The organism is Lysinibacillus irui (genome assembly GCF_028877475.1).
In the GTDB taxonomy this organism is placed as follows: domain Bacteria; phylum Bacillota; class Bacilli; order Bacillales_A; family Planococcaceae; genus Lysinibacillus; species Lysinibacillus irui.
In genome coordinates, this window is the sequence record NZ_CP113527.1 from 673,085 (window position 1) to 699,635 (window position 26,551).

General features: G+C 38.4%; 21 protein-coding genes and 1 other annotated feature. Of the genes, 15 read left to right on the top strand and 6 right to left on the bottom strand.

The features are described 5' to 3' along the window. Nucleotides 1-99: 99 nt before the first annotated feature. The 6 genes from addB (at nt 100) to OU989_RS03220 (ending at nt 11,800) form a co-directional block, all read left to right on the top strand. Nucleotides 100-3,609, top strand: a complete 3,510-nt coding sequence (gene addB, locus OU989_RS03195; protein WP_274795676.1) for a helicase-exonuclease AddAB subunit AddB — start codon at nt 100-102, stop codon at nt 3,607-3,609. 1 nt (nt 3,610) lies between these two features. Further along, nucleotides 3,611-7,327: a helicase-exonuclease AddAB subunit AddA gene (addA, locus tag OU989_RS03200; protein ID WP_274795677.1), complete on the top strand. Its 3,717-nt coding sequence runs from the start codon at nt 3,611-3,613 to the stop codon at nt 7,325-7,327. An 86-nt stretch (nt 7,328-7,413) separates the two neighbouring features. After that, nucleotides 7,414-8,580, top strand: a complete 1,167-nt coding sequence (locus OU989_RS03205) for a DUF418 domain-containing protein (RefSeq protein WP_274795678.1) — start codon at nt 7,414-7,416, stop codon at nt 8,578-8,580. A 124-nt stretch (nt 8,581-8,704) separates the two neighbouring features. Continuing rightward, complete coding sequence (locus OU989_RS03210) at nt 8,705-9,607, top strand: fumarylacetoacetate hydrolase family protein (RefSeq protein WP_274795680.1); 903 nt, start codon at nt 8,705-8,707, stop codon at nt 9,605-9,607. A gap of 168 nt (nt 9,608-9,775) precedes the next feature. Next, complete coding sequence (locus tag OU989_RS03215; protein WP_274795681.1) at nt 9,776-10,144, top strand: YisL family protein; 369 nt, start codon at nt 9,776-9,778, stop codon at nt 10,142-10,144. Nucleotides 10,145-10,273: 129 nt separating this feature from the next. Next, on the top strand, nt 10,274-11,800 hold the full coding sequence (locus OU989_RS03220; protein WP_274795682.1) for an alpha-amylase family glycosyl hydrolase: 1,527 nt from the start codon (nt 10,274-10,276) through the stop codon (nt 11,798-11,800). A 78-nt stretch (nt 11,801-11,878) separates the two neighbouring features. Here OU989_RS03220 and OU989_RS03225 read toward each other — a convergent pair whose 3' ends face one another. Continuing rightward, a complete protein-coding gene (locus OU989_RS03225; protein WP_274795683.1) occupies nt 11,879-12,736 on the bottom strand; it encodes a DegV family protein in 858 nt (285 codons plus the stop codon). A 128-nt stretch (nt 12,737-12,864) separates the two neighbouring features. Next, a complete protein-coding gene (locus tag OU989_RS03230; RefSeq protein ID WP_274795684.1) occupies nt 12,865-13,674 on the bottom strand; it encodes a Cof-type HAD-IIB family hydrolase in 810 nt (269 codons plus the stop codon). Between the two features lie 121 nt (nt 13,675-13,795). On the opposite strand from OU989_RS03230, the gene OU989_RS03235 reads away from it, so the two are divergent. Both OU989_RS03235 and OU989_RS03240 read left to right on the top strand, forming a co-directional pair. Further along, nucleotides 13,796-14,560 carry a prolyl oligopeptidase family serine peptidase gene (locus OU989_RS03235; protein WP_274795685.1) on the top strand — a complete coding sequence of 255 codons (765 nt, stop codon included), beginning with the start codon at nt 13,796-13,798 and terminating at the stop codon, nt 14,558-14,560. Between the two features lie 53 nt (nt 14,561-14,613). Continuing rightward, the gene (locus OU989_RS03240; protein WP_274795686.1) at nt 14,614-14,922 is read left to right on the top strand and encodes a metal-sulfur cluster assembly factor; all 309 of its coding nucleotides are present in this window, start codon (nt 14,614-14,616) and stop codon (nt 14,920-14,922) included. Nucleotides 14,923-14,982: 60 nt separating this feature from the next. On the opposite strand, the gene OU989_RS03245 is transcribed toward OU989_RS03240, so the two are convergent. After that, nucleotides 14,983-15,678 carry a Crp/Fnr family transcriptional regulator gene (locus OU989_RS03245; RefSeq protein WP_274795687.1) on the bottom strand — a complete coding sequence of 232 codons (696 nt, stop codon included), beginning with the start codon at nt 15,676-15,678 and terminating at the stop codon, nt 14,983-14,985. 261 nt (nt 15,679-15,939) lie between these two features. Between OU989_RS03245 and OU989_RS03250 the strand changes: the two genes are divergently transcribed. Further along, entirely contained in the window at nt 15,940-18,066 is a 2,127-nt protein-coding gene (locus tag OU989_RS03250; protein WP_274795688.1) for an ATP-dependent Clp protease ATP-binding subunit, read from the top strand. A gap of 49 nt (nt 18,067-18,115) precedes the next feature. Here OU989_RS03250 and OU989_RS03255 read toward each other — a convergent pair whose 3' ends face one another. Continuing rightward, nucleotides 18,116-18,310 (bottom strand): YjzD family protein, encoded by a 195-nt coding sequence (locus OU989_RS03255; protein WP_004227469.1) that lies wholly within the window; start codon nt 18,308-18,310, stop codon nt 18,116-18,118. A gap of 183 nt (nt 18,311-18,493) precedes the next feature. Beyond that, nucleotides 18,494-19,054 (bottom strand): hypothetical protein, encoded by a 561-nt coding sequence (locus OU989_RS03260; protein ID WP_274795689.1) that lies wholly within the window; start codon nt 19,052-19,054, stop codon nt 18,494-18,496. 310 nt (nt 19,055-19,364) lie between these two features. On the opposite strand from OU989_RS03260, the gene OU989_RS03265 reads away from it, so the two are divergent. The 3 genes from OU989_RS03265 to OU989_RS03275 all read left to right on the top strand — a co-directional run bounded on the left by OU989_RS03265 (nt 19,365) and on the right by OU989_RS03275 (nt 21,907). Continuing rightward, a complete protein-coding gene (locus OU989_RS03265; RefSeq protein ID WP_274795690.1) occupies nt 19,365-20,303 on the top strand; it encodes a beta-ketoacyl-ACP synthase III in 939 nt (312 codons plus the stop codon). 30 nt (nt 20,304-20,333) lie between these two features. Then, nucleotides 20,334-21,575 (top strand): beta-ketoacyl-ACP synthase II, encoded by a 1,242-nt coding sequence (fabF, locus tag OU989_RS03270; RefSeq protein WP_274795691.1) that lies wholly within the window; start codon nt 20,334-20,336, stop codon nt 21,573-21,575. Between the two features lie 110 nt (nt 21,576-21,685). Beyond that, a complete protein-coding gene (locus tag OU989_RS03275) occupies nt 21,686-21,907 on the top strand; it encodes a YuzI family membrane protein (protein WP_274795692.1) in 222 nt (73 codons plus the stop codon). 4 nt (nt 21,908-21,911) lie between these two features. Here OU989_RS03275 and trpS read toward each other — a convergent pair whose 3' ends face one another. After that, nucleotides 21,912-22,901, bottom strand: a complete 990-nt coding sequence (gene trpS / locus OU989_RS03280) for a tryptophan--tRNA ligase (protein ID WP_274795693.1) — start codon at nt 22,899-22,901, stop codon at nt 21,912-21,914. 117 nt (nt 22,902-23,018) lie between these two features. Next, nucleotides 23,019-23,240: a binding site (T-box leader), on the bottom strand. 489 nt (nt 23,241-23,729) lie between these two features. On the opposite strand from trpS, the gene spxA reads away from it, so the two are divergent. The 3 genes from spxA to OU989_RS03295 all read left to right on the top strand — a co-directional run bounded on the left by spxA (nt 23,730) and on the right by OU989_RS03295 (nt 26,532). Further along, a complete protein-coding gene (spxA, locus tag OU989_RS03285; protein WP_025116803.1) occupies nt 23,730-24,125 on the top strand; it encodes a transcriptional regulator SpxA in 396 nt (131 codons plus the stop codon). Between the two features lie 435 nt (nt 24,126-24,560). Next, complete coding sequence (mecA, locus tag OU989_RS03290) at nt 24,561-25,229, top strand: adaptor protein MecA (RefSeq protein ID WP_274795694.1); 669 nt, start codon at nt 24,561-24,563, stop codon at nt 25,227-25,229. Nucleotides 25,230-25,410: 181 nt separating this feature from the next. Continuing rightward, nucleotides 25,411-26,532 carry a competence protein CoiA gene (locus OU989_RS03295; RefSeq protein ID WP_274795695.1) on the top strand — a complete coding sequence of 374 codons (1,122 nt, stop codon included), beginning with the start codon at nt 25,411-25,413 and terminating at the stop codon, nt 26,530-26,532. The last annotated feature ends 19 nt before the right edge of the window (nt 26,533-26,551 follow it).

Consider the following 26,551-nt stretch of genomic DNA (forward strand, 5'->3'; position numbering starts at 1 on the left):
GAACCCGTTTAATAATAGATGATTCCACAGAAAAGCACGCTCGATTTTGGTGAGGTGTTTACTAGAAGAAAGAAAACCATCTAAAGAGGGGGAAAGGATATGACATTACGTATTGTTTCAGGACGATCGGGAACAGGGAAATCGGCATTTATTCATCAGGAAATTGTTGAACAACTTAAGACGGATCCATTAGGGCATCCAATTTTCATCATTGTTCCTGACCAGATGTCCTATTCTACGGAATATGAGCTGACGAATAAGCATGGTTTACAAGGTTTGATTCGGGCACAGGTGATGACATTTAAGCGTTTAGCGTGGTTAGTCTTACAGGAGACAGGTGGTATCGCACGTAAAGAAGTAAATGGCTATGGTTACCGAATGCTCATTCGTAAACTTCTAGAGGAACAGAAAAGTGAGTTTTCTTTATTCCGACAAGCAGCAGGAAAACGAGGTTTTACAGAGGAAATAGAAGCCCTTCTAAAAGAATTTAGTCGCTATAGCGTCAATAGTTCCGTCTTGGCAGAAGTAACGGAATCTTTGAAGGCACTTGATGCTCCCAACACCTTACAAGCAAAAACGAATGATTTACATGTCGTTTTGCAGGCATTAGAGGAACGACTTGGTACAACATATGTCGACAGTGAGGGCTATTACCCTATTTTAACAGAACAATTGAAGTATGCTGAAACGATGAAGCAAGCGACAATTTATATTGATGGTTTTACGGCCTTCACTGTACGAGAATTAGAATTAGTTCGAGAGTTATTAAAGGTAACGAAGCAAGTAACTGTTGTTCTTCCTTTTGACCATATAGATGAGGCTTTTGATGAGCAGGCACTATTTCATGAAGCAGCTTTAACAAATCAACGACTCCATGATATCGCTAATGAAGAGGGCATTGATGTTGATTTTCCATTACATTTTTATCATGCTAGAAGATTTCATTCTGATGATTTACAGCATGTAGAGGCTAATTTTGCTAATTTAATGTCTAAAACGAAAGAAACCTCAGGAGATGTCATGGTACTTGAAGCATCAAATCGTCGAGCGGAGGTACATGCGATTGCCCGGGAAATAACTAAATTGACAAAAGAAGACGGATATCGCTATCAGGATATTGTACTTTTATATAGACAAGCAGATCTCTATGATCCACTTATCACAAGTATTTTCCAACAATATGATATTCCTATTTTCACAAATACTAAAAAGTCGATGCTACACCATCCATTAATAGAGTTAAGTCGGTCTGCATTAGAGATCATGACATCTAATTGGAAGTATGAACCGGTCTTTCGCAGTGTAAAAACCGATTTGTTTTTCCCGCTCCAAGCTGAACTAACAATTTGGCGCGAACGAGCGGATCGATTGGAAAACTATTGTTTGGCACAGGGGATCTATGGCGAACGTTGGTTTGAGGAGGCTCGTTGGTTTTATAAAAAGTATCGGGGACTAGAATTCCATTCACGTGTACAAACAGATGAAGAGCGTGCAATGCAGGCAGAAATCGAGGCTATTCGAGATGAAATTCGCCAACCATTAAAGAATTTACAGGACAAGCTTGAAGCTGCGCAAACTGGTAGGGAAATTGCCACTGCCTTATTTGAACTAGTGGAGGCATTACAGGTTTATGACAAGCTTCAGGCGATGAAAGACCGTGAGCTTGATCGAGGCGACGCTTTAGCAGCGAGTGAGCACGACCAAGCTTGGAATGAATGGATTGCAGTCCTCGATCAATTCGTCTATATGTTTGGTGAGCAGGAGATGACTGTGGAGGAAGCAGCCAAAATTCTTGATGAAGGCTTTGATACATTAGAATTTTCTCGAATTCCACCAACCCTAGATGAGGTCATGGTAGCGACTGTTGATTTGGCTCGTCTTTCTAATATAAAGGTTGCCTTTGTTGTAGGGATGAATGATGGTATTTATCCAACACGAATGGAATATGAGGGCTTATTGTCAGATTCAGAGCGTGAATGGTTTAGTCAAATTGGCTATGAGCTTGCACCAACCTCTACCAATCGTTTATTACAGGAAAATTTCTTAATCTATCGTGCAGTTACGACACCTTCTAATAAGCTTTATTTGTCGTATCCAACAGCAGATGAAGAGGGAAAGGCACTGCTACCTTCTTTATATATCAAGAAAATAATTGGTAATGACAAGGCGCCAGGTCTATTTAGTGATGTTGCTATAGAGCGAGTGGTTATTGATCCGATTGAATTACTGGATGGAGATGTTTTACCTTATTTACGCCATCCACGTACCGCATTAGCCCACCTTATGATACAGCTACGTCAAGCAGAGCATAGTCGTGAATTAGCACCTGAATGGCTAGCATTACAAAAATTTTATAAACAAGATCCTTATTGGACACTTATTTTTGAGCGTGTACGCTATCCGATTACACATAAAAATGAGGCTGAGCCACTTGAAACCTATATCACACAGGAGTTATACGGACAAAAGCTTACATCAAGTGTGTCACGAATAGAGAAATATTTTAGATGTCCATTTTCTCATTTCACTACGTATGGTCTACGTTTAGAAGAGCGTGCAGAGTATCGCTTGGAAACTTTTGCAATGGGTGATTTATTCCATGAGGCGTTAAAGTGGATTACAGAGGAAACACATAGACAACAGCTTTCATGGATACGTTTGACGAAGCAGCAAATTAAACAATTAGCACGGCAAGCAGTCGAGCAAATTGTACCTGTTTTTTCACATCAAATCTTATTATCTAGTGCCCGCTATCGCTATATTCAGCGGAAGCTTATTCGTATTGTTGAACGCACGATGACGGCATTGACACAGCATGCTAATGTATCTCATTTTAAACCTATTGCCATTGAGGCATCGTTTGGCCCAGGGCAACATGAACAGCTACCACCACTTGAAATTGATTTGACTGGTGGGAAGAAAATGTTTATGCGAGGACGTATCGATAGAGTGGATAGTGCAACGATAGATGATCGCTCTTATTTGCGGATTGTTGATTATAAATCTTCAGCCCGTGATTTAGATTTAAACGAGGTTTATTATGGATTATCTTTACAGGTCCTTACTTATTTAGATGTGGCGATGGAAAATAGCTCTTATTGGTTACCAGGTCAAACAGAGCCAGCAGGGGTACTGTATGTGCATGTGCATAATCCAATGCTAAAACTAGATAAGGATTTAACGGATAGTGAAATAGAAGAAGATCGTTTAAAGCAATACAAAATGAAGGGCCTACTTTCAGAAAATGCTGAGGCCATTTTATCGATGGACGAGCAACTAGAAGAAAGTAGCGGCCACTCTAAAATCATTCCTGTTTATATGAAAAAAGATGGGACACCATCTGAATCACAATCACGTATTGTCCCAGTAAATGATATGAAAAAGCTACAGCATTTCGTTCGTCGTAAACATCAGGAGGCAGGCAATGGTATTTTGTCTGGTGATACAGCTATCAGCCCCTATAAATTAAAGGCAAAAACAGCATGTGATTATTGTCAATTTGCTGCAGTTTGTCAATTTGATCCGTCTGATGGTAAACAAAGCTATCGTCAATTGATGCAAGCGAAACCGAATGACATTGTTGATAAAATTCGGAAGGAGGTAGAATAGCATGGTACAAACAATTCCAGCAAAGCCGGCAGATGTCACATGGACAGATGATCAGTGGAAGGCGATTTATGCAAGTGGTCAAGATACGCTTGTATCTGCTGCAGCAGGTTCTGGGAAAACGGCCGTACTAATTAATCGTATGATTGAAAAGGTCATTGCTACTGAAAATCCCATCAATGTAGATGAACTATTGGTAGTGACCTTTACGAATGCTTCAGCTGCTGAAATGCGCCATCGTATGTCAGAGGCATTAGAAAAGGCTATAGCAGAAAACCCGACATCCAATCATTTAAGACGGCAGCTCAGTCTGGTCAATAAAGCGCAAATCTCCACACTGCATTCCTTCTGTTTAGCCATTGTGAAGCAATACGCCTACTTGCTTGATATTGATCCAGGCTTCCGTATCGCCAATGAAGCGGAAATTGCTTTATTAAGAGATGATATTTTAGCGGATGTTTTAGAGGATGCTTACGATTCAGAGGACGAAGCTCAAGTGCAGGCAATCTATCGTCTTGTCGATAGCTTTACGTCGGATCGTGATGATCAAGCCATCGAAACGTTGATTAGTAAACTTTATGATACTTCTCGTGTACATGCGGAGCCTTTAAAGTGGTTGCTAAGTCTACCGAAAGCCTATGATTTAGCAGATGATGTGACCATTGATGATTTAGAGTTATCTCATTATGTCAAATTAACCGTTCGACATAGCTTGGAAGAAGCTTTTGTTTTAATTTCAGAAATGCGAGCGATAACCTTACAGCCGGATGGACCTGCCCCCTATGCTGAAACGGCAGAAATTGATTTTGCTATGATTCAAGAGGGGATACGTATTAGTCAAGAAGGGACATGGCAGGAGCTGTTTGATTATTTTGCAACGGTCAAATGGTCCACATTGAAACGAGTATCTAAGGATGCTTTAGTAGATGTAGATTTACAAGAGCTTGCCAAGAAAAAACGTGAAGCAGCCAAAAAAATAATGAATAGAATGAAAGAAACATATTTTGTTCGTACACCTGCACGCTTGCTTGAGGAAATAAGATTAATGGCACCAACAATTACCACATTAGTGGAGCTGACTGCTGCGTTTAGTGAACAATTCCGACAAGCTAAGTTAGAACGGGGTATCATTGATTTTTCAGATTTAGAGCATTATGCCCTGCAAATTTTAACGGTCGAAGTAGAAGGCGAGCTTCAGCCATCTCCAGTTGCGCTAGATATGAAAAAACGTTTTAAAGAAGTTCTTGTGGATGAATATCAAGATACAAATATGCTACAGGAAACGATTTTACAGCTTGTCAAAACAGGTGAGGAGCAGAATGGCAACTTATTTATGGTTGGTGACGTGAAACAAAGTATTTATCGCTTCCGTTTAGCTGAACCAAAACTCTTCATGCGAAAATATAGTGATTTTTTAGAGACGCCTGAAATGACAGGAATGCGAATTGATTTAAATGCTAACTTTCGAAGTCGTAAAGAAGTGTTGACTGCTACGAACTATATATTTGCACAAATAATGGGCGAGCGTGTGGGTGAGATTCTTTATGATGACAATGCATCATTAAAGCCAGCTGCTCCTTATGATGAGAAAGAAATGCCCGTAGAACTTGTCGTGATGCATCCGCCACAGGAAGAGGAAACAACAGAAGAGCTAGAGGAAATGAGCAATGAAGCCACAGAGCTAGAGGAATTGAAAAAATCACAATATGAGGCGCGCTTTATTATTGATCGTATTCGACAGATGATGGAGGATGGCACAACTGTTTATGATACGAAAACAAAGACAGAACGGCCCCTACAATATCGTGATATTGTAATTCTAATGCGCTCTATGACATGGTCAACAGATTTAGTGGAGGAATTTAAGTTAGCAGGGATTCCATTATATGCAGAATCCTCTAAAGGGTATTTTGATGCTCTTGAAGTGATGATAATGTTAAATGTCTTGAAGGTTGTTGATAATCCCTATCAGGATATTCCATTAGCTTCTGTACTACGTGCACCATTTGTTGGTTTAACGGAAAATGAGCTGGCGAAAATACGGTTAGCCGATCAAAAGGTACCTTTCTATGACGCTTTACGCCAATTTATTCGTAGTGAAGGACATGGAGTGCAAACCACTACGTTTGAGAAGCTGCAACGCTTTATGCTAGCCTTTGAAAATTGGCGAGATTTAGCACGTCGTGGATCATTGTCAGATTTAATTTGGAAGATTTATTTAGATACACACTATTATGAAATGGTTGGGGCAATGCCAAATGGTAAGCAGCGTCAGGCCAATCTACGTATCTTACATGATCGTGCACTAATGTATGAGCAGACTGCGTTTCGTGGATTATTCCGCTTTTTACGCTTTATTGATCGGATGCGAACGCGTGGGGATGATTTAGGCACTGCCAAATCCATTGGTGAAAAGGATGATGTGGTACGCCTTGTGACGATTCACTCTTCAAAAGGATTGGAATATCCTGTAGTCTTTGTCGCAGGTATGGGACGTCCGTTTAACAAAATGGATTTCCATCAACCTTATTTATTCGACCAAGACTTTGGCCTTGCGGTAAAGGCCATTGACCCGGAAAATCGTATCACGTATACATCGTTACCGTTTTTAGCATTGAAGGAAAAAAAGGAGCTGGAAATGCGTGCAGAGGAAATGCGAGTTTTATATGTAGCTATGACGCGTGCAAAGGAGCGACTGATTTTAGTGGGCTCTGTAAAGAGTTGGGAGAAAACGCTTGATTACTGGCAGGATGCGCAAAATTTACCGACAGATGCACCGCTTCAGGAATATTTACGTGCCAGAGCTAATAGTTATTTGGACTGGATAGGCCCAGCGGTAGCAAGGCATGCAGATTTTGCGGCTGTTGCAACTACTTCGTATAAAGAAATGGATGACCCTTCTCGTTGGTCGGTACAAGCTATCAATACGAGCCATTATTCGTATGAAATACAAGCATTGGCTGATGAGGTACAACAGGCACTTGAGATGCCTGAGGATGAGGCATTGTTGGCAGAAATAACGGAACGTTTCCAAGCACAGTATGCCTATCAAAAATCCACAAGAAAACGCTCCAAAACATCGGTAAGTGAAATTAAGCGTTTAGAAAATCTACAGCGCCAGGAGGAACCGGAATATTACTTTGCGACTCCAGCCAAGCAAACAGGCTCTACTATTGCGCCTCGACCAGCTTTTTTACAGGAGCAACAGCTAACGGGTGCTGAAGTTGGAACAGCTGTACACACAGTGATGCAGCATGTCCCACAGTTTGGCTTTCATGATATGAACGAAGTAAACGTGTTTGTAAAAGATTTAGTAGCAAGACAGCTTTTAACAGAGGCGGAAGGAAAAGTGGTTCCACTAGCGAAAATTTATCATTTCTTTACTACAGAAATCGGACAACGCTTCAAAAAAGCAAAGCAGATACGTAGGGAAATGCCCTTTACCATTAGTCGAGTAGATGACGATGGCGATGCACAAATTGTGCAGGGGATTATCGACTGTTTATTTGAGGATGAGTATGGTAATTGGGTATTGCTAGATTATAAAACAGATCGTATTCTGCCGCATTTTGCACAGGAGCCGGCTTTGTCAAAGGAAATACTAGGTCGTTATGCGGTTCAGCTTCGTGTTTATAGTGAGGCAATTGAATCCATTCTACACATTAAAGTAAGCGATAAAGTGTTATATTTATTCGATAATGAACAGACCATTCATGCTTAAAGAATTAGTTATGGTCAAAGCAGAGCAAAGAAAATTTTAGCTTGCTCTGCTCCAACCATAACTGCTATTCAAGAGGAGGCTATTTTGTGGAGCTAAAACCAACAATGTTGCAAGAACGAATCGCAACATTAGATATTTTACGAGGGATTAGTTTAGTGGGCATTTTACTCGTAAATATGTATACATTTTATTTGCCAATGCCACATATTGATTTGGCATCATGGTTTACAACGCCATCCGATATTGTTTGGCAGCAAAACATTGAAATTTATGTACAAGGAAGCTTTTACCCACTATTTGCAATGCTATTTGGTTATGGCCTTGCCATACAGTGGCAAAAGGCTCAAAGCCGTGAACAAAATTTTTATACGCTAGGACTTCGTAGACTTTCTGTATTGTTTGTCTTCGGTTTTATTCATGCCGTGCTGATTTGGTGGGGCGATATACTCATGATGTATGCATTTTGTGGCATATTTTTACTGCTTTTACTACGTTTAAGTCCCTTGTGGTTATTAGTCAGTGCTGTAATCATTAACGGTTTAATGCAGGTTTTCATGTTATTTTTAGTAGGCATTATTAATTTTAATACGAAGGTTGATGACTATTTAGATATTGTTTCGGTAGAGAAGGCAATTACTGCTTATGGTACAGGAAACTGGGTCGATGCCTTTATGCAACGCTTAACAGATCTCTCTACACAGGCAGGGATAGGGATGTGGTTTGCAGCTTTATTCACTATTTTACCTTATATGCTAATTGGTGCAGCGGCTTCTAAATGGCGTTTAGTGGAACGAGCTAAAGAATTAAAGTGGCTCTGGCTGACATTGGCGATAGCTGGATTAGTCATTGGTGTTGTTATTAAAAGTTTACCTATTATGTTTACGAGAACATATTTATTAGATTATTTAAAGACATACATAGGCGGTCCAGTCTTATCAGTAGGCTATATTGGCATCATTGTATTGCTTTGTTTATTGCCAATTGCACAAAAACTGCTCAGTCCATTTGCAAAATTAGGCCGAATGACATTAACGATGTATATTATGCAATCCATTATTGGAACTTGTCTATTCTATCAATTTGGCTTTGGCTGGTACGGTAAAGTAAGTGTTGAGACAGGGGTATTAATTGCCATTGGAATCATTGTAGTGCAAATGATCATTGCAGAAATTTGGCTATCTAAATGGAGACAAGGACCGTTAGAGGCATTATGGCGTAAAATAACTTATAAGAAAAAAGTGGAAGCACGATAATATTTTCCTCTTGAAATGCATATTCTATGAAGATCTAGTAACTTATAAAATTATTGTCGCAAAAGTAAGGCAATTTCTATCATATTGTTGTATTATGTAGAAAAAAGAAGGAGCTCTTAAAATCATGAAAATTTTATCATTCAAATTAGGTGGACATGTTAGCTTTGGACCAAAAGTAAAAAAAGAAGAAGCGGTATGGGATGTACTCGCTATTCAAAATGAACTTCAAGTTCTCCCTTCTTTTTCAAGTTCAATCGTGGATGGCATAGCTTTAGGCTTTGATTTTGTTGAACAGATTCGTAAATTAGTAGAAGCAGCAGAAAAATCAGATCGTGCTGATAGCTTTAAACGTGAATTTACAGAGATCGAGTGGCTTTCACCAATTCCACGTACACCCAAAAATATTATGTGTATTGGTAAAAACTATGATGAACATGCCAAAGAAATGGGTGCCGATGCAGCACCAACAGATTTAATGGTCTTTACAAAATCTCCAACTGCTATTGCTGCGGATGGACAAACGATTTCCATTCATGCGGATCTTTCTTCAAAAATGGACTATGAAGGCGAGCTAGCTGTCGTTATTGGAAAACGTGGTAAAAATATTCCTAAAAACCTAGCATATGATTATGTATTTGGCTATACAATTGCTAATGATCTAACAGCTCGTGATTTACAAGATAAACATAAACAATTCTTCTTAGGTAAAAGCTTAGATGGTACTTGCCCTCTTGGACCATACCTAGTGACAAAGGATGAAATTCCTAACCCACAAGATTTAACAGTTGTAACAAAGGTCAATGATGAAGTACGCCAAAACGGTTCTACGAAGGATATGATGTTCTCTGTAGAAACTTTAGTATCTATCCTATCTCAGCATGTTACTTTAGAGCCGGGAGATGTTATTTTAACAGGTACGCCAGCAGGAGTTGGTAAAGGCATGAACCCGCCGCAATACTTAAAGGCTGGAGATACAGTCAAAGTTTCTATTCAAGGCATCGGTACTTTAGTCAACCATTTTGAATAATATTGATTGTCATCCGCGAGAGTTACTACTCGCGGATTTTTTAGCTTCTTCAGCATTGGATTTACGTTCAATTGATGTAAATTATGTGAACACTATTGTAATATTTGAAACCCTTTCCATCGCATGGTAGGATAGAGTTTGATAGAAAAAGAATGAGGTGGGACAAACATGAGTTTTTTAACTAGCCAAACGCATTTGCATATTACTACGTGGGTAGTAGGTATTGTCATTTTTTTAATTGCGGCGCTAATGGGCAAGCAATCTAAAGGATTACATATGACATTACGTCTGTTTTATGTATTAATTATCATCACAGGTGGAGCATTATTTATTGAAGCAATGGACTATGGACAAGGCATGCTTTACGGCTTTAAATTCTTAGGTGGTATTCTTGTTATCGGTATGATGGAAATGGTATTGGTACGCCAAAAGAAAAATAAACCAACAGGTATGTTTTGGATTTTATTTGCAGTATTTTTATTAATTACACTGTTCTTAGGATTTAAACTACCGATGGGTCAAAATTTCTTAGCATAATGATGTAAAAGTCGTGAAGTGTTTGCTTCACGGCTTTTATTTTGTCAAAAAAGCAAATAGGAGGGAACTGACACCTTTTTGCCGTAATTCATTTCGCATTTTCGTAAAATCTTTTGAAAAGATAGCGACGTGACAGTGTTATTTGGTAAAATGACGATGGATTGGTTTGAAAGAGAGGGAATTACAGTGAAATTTAAGAAGTGGATAAGTGCGACGGCTGCATCACTTTTATTAGCAACTTCCTTCGTCAGTACTACACCAGTAGCACATGCGGACGAAGCTGCGTCAACATCAATTGCAGAAGAGAGCATCTATGATTTACTCGTTGACCGTTTCTTTAATGGCTCAGGTACAAACGATTTTGATACAAACACGCAAGATCCTTCTAAATTTGCAGGAGGCGATTTTACAGGTCTGCAAGATAAATTAAAATTTATCGGTGAGATGGGCTATACAATTGTTTCCATTGGACCTATTTTTTCAACAGAGAAATATGATGGCTCAATGCTAACAAGCTACACGACAATCGAACGTCACTTTGGAACTACAGAAGAATTTCAAAGTGTTGTAGAGGCCTATAAAGCTAAAAATATGTCCATTATGGTGGATTTCCCACTCAACAATGTAAGTCCAAATCATGAATGGGTAAAGGATACATCAAAAGCAGACTGGATTGCTTCAACAAATAATGGACAAGTACAGTGGGATTTATCGAACAAAGCTGTGCAAGAGGCACTTATTCAGTCAGCAACTGATTTTGTTTCTACATATGATGTCGGAGGTATTCGTTTAACTAATATTGCAGAGGCCGATACAGAGTTTGTTAATTCGATGATCGCGGCATTAAAAGAAACAAAAGAATCTCTATACGTGATTGCTAATGAAGAAAGTGATGCTAATTTTGATGCGACGTTTTCACCAGCAACAGCTGATATCTATCGTAATATATTTAAAAACGTTGATATGGATTCATCTAAATTAATGGAGCCTTTTACAGGCGAGAAGCCAACACAAATAATGGTGGATTCGCTGGAAACTCATCGTTTTACATTCGACTCTGCTAATGAAAATATGTTTCCACCTACACGCTTAAAAATGGCAATGGGTGCTTTATTTATGCTACCTGGAATTCCTGTTGTACAGTATGGTACAGAAATTGCTATGAATGGGGAAGCAAAACCAGATACACACCAGCTTTACAACTTTAAAACAGACGAAGAATTGATTGATTATATTAAAAATGTTCAATCTTTACGTAATAAATCAGCTACTTTACGTAATGGTGATTTTGAAGTCATTACAAATGAAAACGGCCTACTCGTCTTTACACGTTCTTCAGACGAAGAAAAGTGGGTAATCATGGTCAATAATACAGGAAAAACACAACGTGTGGACTTAACACCTGAACAACTTGGTGAAGGGAAAATGCTGAACGGTATTTTACATGAGGAAAAAGTTCGCATAAACGAAAAAGAAGTTTATCCTGTTATTTTAGACCGAGAAATGGTAGAAATTTATCAAGTTCGAAATGATGAAGGCTTAAACATGCCGTATATGATTGCACTAGGCTTAGTGTGGGTCATCTTTATTGGCTTTGTTGTCATCATCATTAAACGAGGAAAAGTTCGACGTCAAGAACAAGACGTACAACAATAATAGAACAATAAAAATAGCATGCTAGGAGTTATCCTAACATGCTATTTTTTGTTGAAGCGATTATATCGAGGGTATTGCTTAGCCTTGATAGCTTTTATTCGTAAAGAAAATAGCAATCGTACCAGGTCCAACGTGTGAACCGATTGCTGAGCCAATCATGGTGATTTGAACAGCTTGCGGTGAAAAACGCTCCTGTATAGATGCCTTTACTTCATTTGCAAATGCCGCATCATCACTATGACTAATACCAATGATTTTATTTGTAAAAGTTCCACCACGTTCTTGCATTAAATCTAACATACGATTAAGTGCTTTTTTTCGACCACGTGATTTTTCAATTGGCACAAGCTTGCCATCTTCTACATTTAAAATAGGTTTAATGCTTAGCAGCCCACCTAAAAATGCACTTGCTTTGGATACACGTCCACCTTTGGCAAGATAATCTAAATCTTCTACTGTAAACAAATGCTCCATTTGAGGTGCGATGGAGCCAATTTTATTGGCCATATCTTCTAAGGATACACCCATATTTCGGAGTCGAACTGCTTCCTCTACGACAAGACCATGTCCTAATGAGGCACATTTAGAGTCGATAATGACTAATTTTAAAGATGGATATTGTTCTAATACTTGATTGCGAATCATCTGAGCAGTACTATATGTACCCGATAATTCTGATGAGAAGGCGATGTAAATACCTTCTTCGTCATTTTTAGCTAGTTCCTCAAAGTGCTTTAAAAACAGCTCAGGTGACACTTGAGATGTTTTTGGCTGGGCCCCTTGGCGTATAGCATCGTATATTTCTTTGGAATCAATTGAAATCACATCTTCATATTCTTTGTTGTTCAATTGCACTCGTAAAGGGAGTAGCACGACATCATGTTCTTCGTAATAAGACTTCGGTAGATCACATCCACTATCCGTAAAAATCTTCATTCTCTTGTCCCCCTAATTTCAACTTACTGTTTAACTTTATTCAGTTAATACTCACTAACTTTAAAGGGGTACCACTGAATAAAGTTAAACTGGTAAAAATGGAATGTTAACTTGAACTTACTACTTAACTATGATAATTTCAAGCGTTCGATGAGTATTTTTGCGATTCCATCCTCATTATTTGTTGATGTAATTTCATTGGCAATGTTTTTAAGACTTGGAATACCATTCCCCATTGCTACACCAAGTCCGGCATATTCAATCATTTCTAAATCATTGTCTTCATCACCAAATGCGATGATGCGCTCACGTGGGATACCTAAATCTTTAGCCACATGCGCAATACCTACCGCTTTATTTAAGCCGCGGCGCACAATTTCAATAATATGAAGAGGTGCACCCCATCGACGATGCTCAATAACTTCTGCGTGCACCGCTTGTAAATGGTCACGTATAATAACCGAATTCGCTTCGTTGGCTTGTATCAATAAACTTGTAGGATTTTCTAAGAGGTGTGTATATAAATCCCCAAGTGTAATTTTGGGATTGCCCATATTAAAGATATTTAAGATACGATCGTCCTCTGTATGAACATAAACCTCATCTTTTACCTCAGCAATAATATTTTCGTATTCGTAACCTTTGATGGAATCAACGACATCATGTACGACACTTAAATCAATCGGAGTATGCATATGTTGCCAAGAGGCATTTTTAGGGTGATGCACATAAGCTCCATTAAAATTGACAATGGGTGTAGTCAATCCTAGTTCCTGATAATAAATTGTACTTGCTCGGTAAGGACGTCCTGTCGCAATCATGACTTGATGACCTTGTTCCTTAGCCTGCAATAATGTTTTTTTCGTTTTTGCTGAAATTTGTTGTTGGTCTGTTAATAAAGTACCGTCTAAGTCTAATACGATTAAATGCGGTTTCATAGCTCGTTGCCCCTTTCCTATAGTTTGAATAGTATCTCTTTGTCTTTCATTCGTCAAAATTTTGTCACAGTGAAAAAAGTTTGCTAACATAAAGATGAGACAAGAGTTGGGAGTGACAAAAATGTTTGTAGAAAAAGAAGTGTGGGGAAATATTCCTTTATTACATATACATTCAGACAATATGAATGAAGAAACCCCGGTAGTGATTTTTTTACACGGCTTTATGAGTGCAAAAGAACATAACTTACACTATGCATATCAATTGGTGCATAAAGGGGTGCGTGTCCTATTACCAGATGCAAAATTCCATGGTGATCGCAGTGAAGGCCTATCAGAGATGCAAATGAACTTAAAATTTTGGGACATTGTCTTAAATTCTATTCATGAAGTGCAACAAATATATGATGAGTTAAACAATAAAAATTTATTAGCTAATCATAATATTGGCATAGCCGGCACTTCTATGGGGGGCATTGTCACATCAGGCTGTCTTAAACTGTATGATTGGATACAAACAGCTGCAATATGTATGGGTGCGCCTAATTTTGTTAAATTGGGTGAGTATCAGTTACAGCAATTCGCAAAAAATGGTGTGAATTTACCGATTTCAGAGGAAGAAGTAGAAAAAATAAATGAGCACCTAGCAAAATACGATGTCAGTCTAACACCAGAAAAGTTCGCAGGTCGCCCTGTCTTCTTTTGGCATGGAGAATTAGATAAAACGGTACCTTTCCGCGAAACGTATAAATTTTATGAGACATTACGGGAATACTATCAAGCAAACCCTGAACATTTAAAGTTCATGGTAAATAAAAAGGCTGGACATGCTGTACCACGTGACGGTATGCTAGCAGCAACTGACTGGCTTGCACAGCATTTGGCATAATATGATGCATCTGCTATGATAAGGTTAACACTATGATGGAAGGAGAAATACGAATGGATCAGGATATGAAAGACAGCATGTTAGGTGCATTAGAAAACGTAATTGACCCTGAGCTTGGAATTGATATTGTCAACTTAGGTTTAGTATATGATGTAGATTTAGATGATGAAGGGGTAGCGACTGTAACAATGACGTTAACATCTATGGGTTGCCCACTTGGACCGGTCATTGTGGACCAAGTAAACACAGCATTAGGGGAGCTTCCAGAAGTGAAAAATACAAATGTTAACATTGTATGGAACCCACCTTGGTCAAAAGATAAAATGTCTCGCTATGCAAAAATGGCACTAGGCGTACGTTAATCTGAAACAGAAGAAAATCCCTGCTTATTTTAATAGGCAGGGATTTTGCATGTAACGAAATTAATCGATACGGCATATTTGTAATGGACAATTTTCACAAGCAATTTCATTTTTTAAAAACTGTAAATCATGAATTGTAATAAAACCTTTATCGAAAGTGACAATGTCGTGTTTTTTTAGATCATTTAACATCCGATTAATCATCTCACGACTGGTCGCACACAAATTCGCTATTTCAGTATTTGTTAGCTGGAAATCAATATAAATAGAGCCATTTTCTAATGATTTACCATACGTATTAGAAAGTCGAATGAGCGTTGAAAATAAAGCACCTTTTTTACCATTTAACACTAAATCACGCAAACGGCTTTGATGCTTCAAGTTTTCTGTTTGTAACCACTTCATATATTCCACCATGACAGTAGGCTGTTCTTCTAATAAATGCTCCAAAGATTTGCGACTTAAAACATACAGCGTAGAAGGTTCTAAAACTTTTGCAGTCATGGAATTATAGACGAGATTACAAAACAACGATCCCTCTCCAATTATACTGTCAGGACCACAAATACGGATGGTTAACTCCTTGCCAGTCTCCGTTTCTTGGCTAATCGAAATTACACCTGATTTGATGTAATAAATTTCTTTTGCCCGTTCACCCTCTAGAAAAATTTTATTCCCTTTATTCACCTTGATAAAGACACCGTGCTTTTGAAAAAGATCCTTAATTTTTTCAAACATATTATCCAATAAAACCATATCTCCAACACATCGCTTTCTTTTTGTAATAAATGTCGATTATTACAAAAGGATAGTGGATTTTTCGATACTAAAACATAGAAACATACCTACTATTATAACGTAAATTTCCATTTTTAAGTGATAAATTTTAGAGCTATTTCTTTGCTTAGAATTGTCGAGTGATGTAAAATAAAGTTAGTCAAAAAAGGTCAAACTTTTCGAAAGAACAAGAATGGGTATAGAAATTATGCGAAACATTAAGGTAAAGGAGTGCTAGCTATGCAATTTCAACAAACTGATAATAAAAAACCATTAGAGCAATTTGGACGAAATTTAATTGAAGAAGTAAAAAATGGCAAAATGGATCCCGTTATTGGACGTGATGAGGAAATTAGAAATGTCATTCGTATTTTAACACGCAAAACGAAAAATAATCCTGTATTAATTGGTGAGCCCGGTGTTGGTAAAACAGCTATAGTCGAGGGTTTAGCACAGCGTATAGTGAAAGGCGATGTGCCAGAGGGCTTGAAAGAATGTGTCCTATATGAGCTAGATATGAGTGCTTTAATCGCGGGTGCAAGTTACCGTGGTCAATTTGAAGAACGCTTAAAAGGTGTCTTAAAAGAGGTAAAAGATTCGGAAGGGCAAATTATTTTATTTATTGATGAAATCCATACCATTGTTGGTGCCGGTAAAACAGACGGCGCTATGGATGCAGGAAATATGTTAAAGCCTATGCTGGCGCGTGGTGAATTACACTGTATAGGGGCTACGACATTAGACGAATATCGTATGTATATTGAAAAAGATCCTGCATTAGAACGTCGATTCCAGCAAGTACTTGTGCGTGAGCCTTCTATTGAAGATACAGTGTCTATTTTACGTGGCTTAAAAGAACGTTTTGAGTTACATCATGCTGTACGTATTCATGACAGAGCCATTGTTGCGGCAGCAGAACTATCTAATCGGTATATTACAGAGCGATTTTTACCAGATAAGGCGATAGATTTGATTGATGAGGCGTGTGCAATGATTCGTACGGAAATCGATTCCATGCCACAGGAATTAGATGCTGTGACCCGTCGTATCATGCAGCTAGAAATTGAGGAACAGGCATTACGTAAGGAAAAGGACGAAGCAAGTAAAAAACGCCTTGAGCAATTGACTGAGGAATTAACAAAGTTAAAAGAATCCTCTGAAGGAATGCGAAAACAATGGGAAGCTGAGAAGGAAATGTTGCATGACATTCAGAAAAAACGAGAAACATTAGATAAATACCGTCGAGATTTAGATGAAGCGGAAAGTAAATATGATTTAAATAAAGCTGCTGAATTACGTCATGGCAAAATTCCAACTCTTGAAAAAGAAATTCAGGCATTAGAAAAACAATTAGAAAATGGCGCAGAGTCTCGTATTTTACGAGAAGAAGTGACGGCTGATGAAATTGCTTCAATTGTTTCACGTTGGACTGGCATCCCTGTGACAAAATTAGTGGAGGGTGAGCGTGAAAAACTTTTACGTTTAAAGGATACATTGCATGAACGTGTAGTAGGGCAAGATACAGCGGTTCAACTAGTGACAGAAGCTGTGTGGCGTGCACGTGCAGGCATTAAAGATCCACATCGCCCGATTGGAAGCTTTTTATTTTTAGGTCCAACAGGTGTTGGTAAAACAGAGCTTGCCAAAGCCCTTGCTGCTCAATTATTTGATTCTGAGGAACATTTTATCCGAATTGATATGAGTGAATATATGGAGAAGCATAGTGTATCTCGTCTAGTTGGTGCCCCTCCAGGCTATGTCGGCTATGAGGAAGGGGGACAATTAACCGAAGCCGTTCGCCGCAACCCTTATTCTGTCGTCCTACTTGACGAAATTGAAAAAGCTCACCCAGATGTGGCTAATATTTTATTGCAAATTTTAGATGATGGGCGTATCACTGATAGTCAAGGTCGTATGGTTAATTTTACAAATACAGTAGTTATTTTAACATCGAATATTGGGTCTAGTTATTTAATGGAGGCAAAAGAAGACGATGCCTCTGTTGAGGACTTAGTTATGACTGCGCTTAGACAACATTTTAAACCAGAGCTGTTAAATCGAATGGATGATATTATTTTCTTCCATGCACTATCGACTAAGCATTTTACAGCAATCGCTTGGAAGTACGTTGAGCAACTGATTAAACGTGTGGCAGAGCAAGAAATTACATTATCTGTTGAGCAAGAAGTGATTAATTGGGTAGTACAGCAAGGTGCCGATGCTCAATTTGGCGCAAGACCACTAAAACGCTTTGTCCAACGACATATTGAAACAGCAGTGGCAAGAGAACTCCTACGTGGTGAGGTTTTACCGGGGGAAACATTGCATGTAAAAATGTGTGATGGTCAATGTGTGGTGGAAAAATAACAGAAAAAACCTGTTCGGCATGATGCTGAACAGGTTTTTTCTAGCTGAATTAATGATGGTCTGCAGCTTCTGGTGTAGGGTCGTTTGGAATGATTGCTCCAATAATAAAGATAAGAATAGAGAATACAACTGAAACGATTGCCCCTGTTTTAAAATCAAATGGTACACCAAGTACAGAGCTGACTACATAGTTTAACATAGAAACTAGTAGGAATGACCATATGAACGTTACGATATATTGCATTAATTTCACCTCAACCGAACTTTTTTCATCATAAGATTTTACTCATATTCATTATCATATCATAACATAAATCGAAAAAAAATGAATCATTTATGTGAAACATGGCGAATTTGTCACAACAACTACGAGGTTTTGTATTTTAGTATTTGATGTTTTTATGAGGCCTAAGAATTGGTAATAGATTTAGGGGACTCGCTCCAAAGCTAGCTGAACCCGCTCCAAAAAGGTGTGGAAGCGCTCCAAAATAGTGTGTCCCCGCTCGAAAAAGGTGTGGAAGTGCTCCAAAGTAGGGTGTTCCCGCTCGAAAATGGTGGAAAGGCGCTCCAAAGCAGGTTGCCCCGCTCGAAAATGGTGGAGAAGCGCTCCAAAGTAGGGTGTCCCCGCTCGAAAATGGGTGAGAAGTGCTCCGAAGTAGGGTGTCCCCGCTCGAAAAGGTGTGGAAGCGCTCCAAAATAGGTTGAGCCCGCTCGAAAATGGAGGAGAAGCGCTCCAAATAGGTTGAGCCCGCTCGAAAAAGGTGTGGAAGCGCTCCAAAGTAGGGTGTTCCCGCTCGAAAATGGAGGAGAAGTGCTCCAAAGTAGGGTATTCCCGCTCGAAAATGGAGGAGAAGCGCTCCAAAATAGACAGGACCCGCTCCAAAATGGTGGAGAAGTGCTCCAAAGCAGACAGAACCCGCTCCAAAAAGGTGTGGAAGCGCTCCAAAGTAGGATATCCCCGCTCGAAAATGGTGGAAAGGCGCTCCAAAGCAGGTTGCCCCGCTCGAAAATGGAGGAGAAGCGCTCCAAAGTAGGCAGAACCCGCTCCAAAATGGTGGAGAAGTGCTCCAAAGCAGGCTGCCCCGCTCGAAAAAGGTGTGGAAGTGCTCCAAAGCATGACCAACCCGCTCGAAAACAGGTGAAAACCGCTCCAAACCCGACAACCCCGTCGAATTGAACAAACAAAAGCCTCTCTAAAACACATTTATTTTAATTCATCTTGCGTCCTTCCTTTTGTATGCGTTATAATTATGACCAGTTACTAATAATTGATAGTAAGAAAGCTGAGGGGTTGCTATATGAACGCAGGTATTATAGGAATAGGCAAATATGTTCCTGAGAAGGTCGTTACAAATTTTGATTTGGAAAAAATAATGGATACTTCGGATGAATGGATTCGTACTCGAACAGGCATTGAAGAACGTCATTTTGCGGCAGATGATCAGGAAACTTCAGATTTAGCAGTAGCTGCTGCAAAAGAAGCTATTGCAAAAGCGGGTATTACGCCTGATGAAATTGGTTTAATACTTGTAGCAACTGTAACACAGGATCAAACTTTTCCAAGTGTAGCATGTATGGTTCAGGAACAACTCGGAGCAGTGAACGCTGCGGCGATGGATCAAGCTGCAGCATGTGCAGGATTTATATATAGCTTAGTGACAGCGAAGCACTTTGTAGAGGCAAATGCTTATAAATATGTCTTAGTAGTAGGTGTTGAAAAGCTGTCGAAAGTCATTGACTGGAACGATCGCAATACGGCTGTATTATTCGGTGATGGTGCGAGTGCAGCTATTGTTGGACCAGTATCTGAAGGCAGAGGTATTTTATCATTTGAACTTGGTGCTGATGGTACAGGCGGCAAGAATCTTTATTTAACAAAGCAAGACACGATTGCGATGAACGGTCGTGAAGTGTTTAAATTTGCTGTTCGTCAAATGGGTGAATCAGCGGTTAATGTGTTAGATAAAGCAGGATTAACAAAAGAAGACGTTGATTTTTTAGTGCCGCATCAGGCAAATATACGTATTATGGAATCTGCTCGTGAGCGATTAGAGCTACCACCAGAAAAAATGTCAAAAACGATTCATAAATACGGAAATACTTCCGCAGCTTCTATTGGTATTTCCTTGGTAGATGAGCTCGAAGCAGGTAAGATAAAAGAGGATGATTTATTAGTCCTTGTTGGTTTTGGTGGCGGCTTAACATGGGGTGCCGTAGCCATGAGATGGGGAAAATAAGAAGGAAAAATGCTTGAGGGGAGTAAGACAATGAGTAAACGACGAGTAGTAATTACAGGAATTGGCGCAGTTACACCACTAGGAAATAGCATCGAAGAAACATGGGCAAACATTAAAGCTGGTAAATCTGGTATTGGTGAGCTAACACGTTTAAATAAAGATCTTTTTGCAGCAAAAATTGCAGCAGAAGTGAAAGATTTTGATATTGAAAAATATATTGATCGTAAAGAAGCTCGTAAAATGGATCGTTTTACGCACTACGCGTTAGCGGCTTCAATTATGGCAATGGAAGATGCACAGCTAACAATTGATGAAGAGCTAGCTCCTCGTGCAGGTGTATGGATTGGCTCTGGAATCGGTGGTATGGAAACTTATGAACAGCAGTTTTTAACGTTCCAAGAGCGTGGCGCTAGACGTGTTAGTCCATTCTTCATTCCAATGATGATTCCTGATATGGCTTCAGGTCAAGTATCCATCCACTTTGGTGCGAAAGGTATTAACTCTTGTTCTGTAACGGCATGTGCTTCAGGAACAAACTCAATTGGTGATGCTTTCAAAGTAATCGAACGTGGAGATGCAGATGTTATGATTTCAGGTGGTGCTGAATCACCAATCGTAACAATGGCAGTAGCAGGCTTCTGTGCCAATACTGCTTTATCATTAAATCAAGATCCACAGGCTGCATGCCGTCCATTTGATAAAAATCGTGATGGTTTTATTATTGGAGAAGGTGCCGGTATTGTCATTTTAGAAGAATATGAACATGCAAAAGCTCGTGGTGCTAAAATCTATGCTGAAGTTTTAGGTTATGGTGCAACAGGAGATGCTCACCATATTACAGCTCCTGCTCCAGAGGGCGAGGGCGCAGCACGTGCGATGATGCAAGCATTGGAAGATGGTGGAGTAGAGCCATCACAAGTTGATTATATTAATGCGCATGGCACAAGTACGCCATATAATGACTTATTTGAAACGCAAGCGGTTAAAACTGCTTTTGGTGAGCATGCTTATAAGCTAGCGATGAGCTCAACAAAATCTATGACAGGTCACTTATTAGGTGCAGCTGGTGGTGTGGAAGCTATTTTCACAGCATTAGCCCTTAAAGAAGGTATCTTACCACCAACAATCAATTTAACGGATCCAGATCCTGAATGTGATTTAGATTATGTTCCAAATGAAGCGAGAGAAGCAACGATTCAATATGCAATGAGTAATTCTCTTGGTTTTGGTGGTCACAATGCAAGTCTTCTATTCAAAAAATATGAAGCATAATAGTATCTAAACTAGAAAAAACGTCAGCCAAATTTAAACGGCTGACGTCTTTTTTTATAGTTTTGTGAATACATGATAAGTAAGAAGAAATAGAAAGGATGCCTCTACTTATGTTTCGTCTCTTTTTATTTTTAGTAAGCTATGGCTTAATGATCCTCTCTGTAGGGAATCTCATATTGTATTTAAATTACCGTACGCTAGGTTATTCCTGGAAGGTTGTTTTTAAATTTATTTTTCAAACAACGGAATTTTATATGGCGATAGGGGCCTGCATCATCATATGCGCTGTCGTTCTTGATTTAGGCTTTGATCGTTCCACTGATAAGCTTTAAATTGTTAGCGACGCGCACGGCCTAAGCCCATTGCTTCTTCCATACGTTTTAAAGTGGCACTTGCAATGGCATTTGCTTTTGCTGCACCTTCATCTAGAATGGCATCTAATTCAGATGACTCTACTAAATGATAGAACTTTTCTTGAATAGGAGTTAGGTGTTCAATAACCGCTGTTGCAACACCTTGCTTGAATCCACCATAACCAATGCCTTCATATTTTTTCACTAAGTCATCAATAGATACACCTGAAATAGCTGATTCGATTGTCAATAAATTTGAAACGCCTGGTTTATTTTCCACATCAAATGCTACAACACCGTCTGAATCCGTAACAGCTGATTTGATTTTTTTCTCAATTTCTTTCGCTGTATCAAGTAAGCGGATTGTTGCCTTTGTATTTGGATCCGATTTACTCATCTTTTTTGTTGGCTCTTGTAGTGATTTAATACGAGCGCCTGCTTTTGGTAATTGAATTTCTGGAATCGTTAGGACATCCCCGTAACGTTTGTTAAAGCGTTCTGCTAGGTCACGTGTTAATTCAATATGTTGTTTCTGGTCATCGCCGACAGGAACAATGTTTGTATTATAAAGTAGAATGTCTGCAGCCATTAACGGTGGGTATGTTAAAAGAGCGGCAGAGACGCTTTCCTTACCGTGTGACTTATCTTTAAATTGTGTCATACGTTCAAGCTCCCCAATTGAAGCCACACATTGTAACATCCATCCTGCCTGAGCGTGTGCAGGTACCTCTGATTGAATGAATAATGTAGATTTTTTAGGATCAATGCCAGTAGCGATATAGGTAGCTGCTAGCTTGCGAATGCTTTCGCGTAATTCCTTTGGATCTTGTGCCACAGTAATTGCATGCTGGTCAACGATGCAATAAATAGCGTTTCCTTCATCTTGTAATGCAGGGAATTGCTTAAATGCCCCTAAATAGTTCCCTAATGTTACGATTCCTGTAGGCTGTACGCCAGAAAAAATAGTTGTCATGAAAATTTCCTCCTCGAATTCAAGTTCCGCGGCTTTTAGCCAGCGGCGTAACTTTCATCATTCCACCGATTGATGAAAATAAAAAAACATCATGCGTCCTCATTAGATTTTTTCTAAAGAAGGGACGAATGATGTTTGAATCCGCGGTACCACCCAGCTTGCCTAAAAAGGCCACTCTGCTTCGTAACGTGAAGTGACGAGCTTTGCTAGTTGCTCAAGTAGCGTTCACAAAGCTAACTCGGAAGTCCATTCCACATGCCTCCACGATCTGTTTGCAGCGACCACAGACTCTCTAAACGTGAAATATGCATATGTACTACTCTTCGTCAGCGTTTTTCTCAATTCAAATTGTTTAAATTGATTTTATTGCAATGAATTATATTATAAAGATTCCATTGTGTAAAGTCAGACTTTTGACTGTGTTTTTTTTCATAAAAAAATTATATGCTTTTTCTGTTGTGTAATAATGTTATAAATTTATACTTTTTTATTAAAAATATGTTTCGCTGTACACACCAAATTGACAATTTTCTCGTTTAATTTTTATAAATGAGAACAACTAAGATACAAGCCTAGATGTTTAAAATGCATTGAAAGTGGGAATGTTAATAGTAGCACATAAGATAGTAGAAAATACGCTACATTAAAAGATGTATAAAAAGAAAGAATATTTAGTTGTGGGTTCAGTCTTTTTTTATTGGAACTATATTCAAATACAGCGGAGTACTGTATAATGGTACTGTGTATTTTACTTTACATTAATTCTAATTTAACACTCTGGTTCTGGTTTTAGATAATAATTTCGAAATGAAAGGATGTGTCAGAATGATCGTAACCCTATTTACATCACCAAGTTGTACCTCTTGTCGTAAAGCGAAAGCTTGGTTAGAGGAGCACGAAATTCCATATACAGAACGTAATATATTTTCTGAGCCACTAAGTATTAGTGAAATTAAAAAAATTTTACGTATGACTGAAGACGGGACAGATGAAATTATTTCTACTCGTTCAAAAATATTCCAAAAATTAAATGTAGATGTTGAAAGTTTACCACTACAACGTTTATATGAATTAATTCAGGAGTATCCTGGTTTATTACGCCGACCAATCATTTTGGATGAAAAACGTCTACAAGTTGGCTATAATGAAGATGAAATTCGTCGCTTCCTACCTCGTAAAGTTCGAGCATATCAGCTTCAAGAAGCGCAGCGAATGGTGAATTAAAACTACCCTTTTTGAATAATATATGTAGTAGATGTTACAAATGTGGAATGCATGTTGTGACATCTATTTTTTTATGTTTTACTTATGTAAAACCTTCTATATGAAGTATAATAATTAATAGGAAAAGTCATATATTTCCGTTAAAGTATGTTAAACTTGATTTAAGTTAAATAGTTTACTACAATTTCAATAATTCAAATATCTTCTGTGAAACGGTGTATATCCTTTTCATTTTATGACAGAACAGCATACAATAGAGTTAGAGACAACTGTGAACAAAATAATCGATGTTTACGGTGTACTCGATGGTTTAACTGTAGTGTGGTCAAAGGTTGAAAAACAAATGCGGTATGAAGGTTAAAAACAAAGAATAAAAGCATACTAATGAAACAAAACTGTTTTTCGACATATGACAGTGAAGGGAGATGAGGTCTAGTGGACATCGAACGTGTAAATGAAAATACACTCAAGCTCTTTATTACGTACAATGATATAGAGGATCGCGGCTATAGTCGTGAAGAGATTTGGTACAATCGAGCAAAGGGTGAACAACTTTTTTGGGATATGATTGATGAAGTAAACACGGAGGATTATTTTGATGTAGAGGGTCCGATTTGGATTCATATCAATGCATCTGAAGTTGGCTTAGAAATCATTGTCACACGTGCACATATTTTAAAAGACGGTGAAACATTAGATGGTCATTCGAATTTTGATGAACACAAAGATATGTTTGCACCATTCGATGAAGTTGGGGAAGATCTTCTTAGCCAGCTAACTCAATTTGGTGACATGGATGAGTCAGAATTATTTATGGATACAGACATTTATGTTTATAAATTTAAAGATATTGATGAGTTAATCCCTGTCGCAAAACGAATGACAGACGAATTAGTGGATTCCTCATTATTCAAATATGAAGATTGGTACTATTTAGTTGTTGATTTTGGTAACGCAGATGAGGAGTTAAATCGTCATGATAGAAATGCGGTCATCAAAGAATTTTTAACACCATCCAATTTCACAATTCATCGTCTAGAGGAGTACGGTGAAAAGATAATGGAATTTAATTGCTTTGAAACAATCCGAAAATATTTTGCTTAAGCAGTGGATTACCTGATTTGTTAGACTGCAGTGAAACTCGTTCATGATCGAGTTTCACTGCAGTCCTTTTTTTATCCTTATAAATTTTTAGACCGCATTTCTTTAATTTCAAGAAAAACAGCTTATTTCTTTGTGATAGCCATTCCTCTCTACTATAGTTGGCTAAAAAGGAGCTGATTCGATGCTTATTGCTTATAACAATCAACTGCAGCTATTTCTCCCATATCAATATACGAGGAAAGCTTTACAGCGATATAGGCGACAGATGAAATTTTTTTGTCCACAGTGTCTTGAACCTGTTCAATTGAAAATAGGTCACTCTAAAATTCCACATTTTGCCCACCTCACAAATAATAAATGTTCACAATTATTTTCAGAAGGGGAATCTAAGTTACATCTACAAGGTAAAATTCAATTATATGAATGGTTAAAAAAGCTTAAATATAAAGTGAAACTGGAGCCATTTTTAAATAAGCTTTCTCAGCGTCCAGATATACTTGTTACAATGGATGACAAGCATTTTGCTTTTGAATATCAATGTAGTACAATCCCCCACGAAATATGGGACCGACGAACAGAGGGTTATGAAAAAAATGGCATACAAGCAATTTGGCTTTTTCAAACGCCTCAAAGCAAAGATACTTTAAGTGGTATATGCAAAATTAAAATTCCTCCTTTGCTGCAAAAAGCGTTTATCTTGGACGCAGAAGAATTACCTTATTTAATAACCTATAACGCTAAGACAGCACATTTTATTTATTGGACGAATCTTCTTCCTATTCATGGGCATACTTTCATAGGCAAAGTACAAGTAATTCCAATCGATCAACAGCTCTTCCCTTTTTATCTACCCAAGCGTATTACCCAAGCAGAATTTCAACAATATTGGCAGTTGTATAAACATGCTTGTAGACAGTTTGCATACGGACGCCTTTTACATAGCAAAAAGGGTACGCAAGATTCGTTTTTACGGACCTGCTATGAGTTAAAGCTTTCTTTAACTGCTATGCCTTCTTACATTGGAATACCAGTAAAAGAAGGAGCAGCAATCTCTTTGTTTACAAGTGAATGGCAGACGATGCTGTTGCACTTTAGTAAACGACTAGGCATGCAGTCATATGAATTAGATAGGGACCTTATTCAGCAATTTTTAAGGGAGCACCAAATAGAAAGGACGGAACAGGCAATTAACGCTGTTCAGCATTACGGCCACTTCCTAAAAAACATAAAGCAAGGAAATCATTCGCAAGATATTTATAAGCAAGTGTATGCACATTTATTTGCAATTGTCGCAATATATTGAGAAAATATGAGAGTAAAAG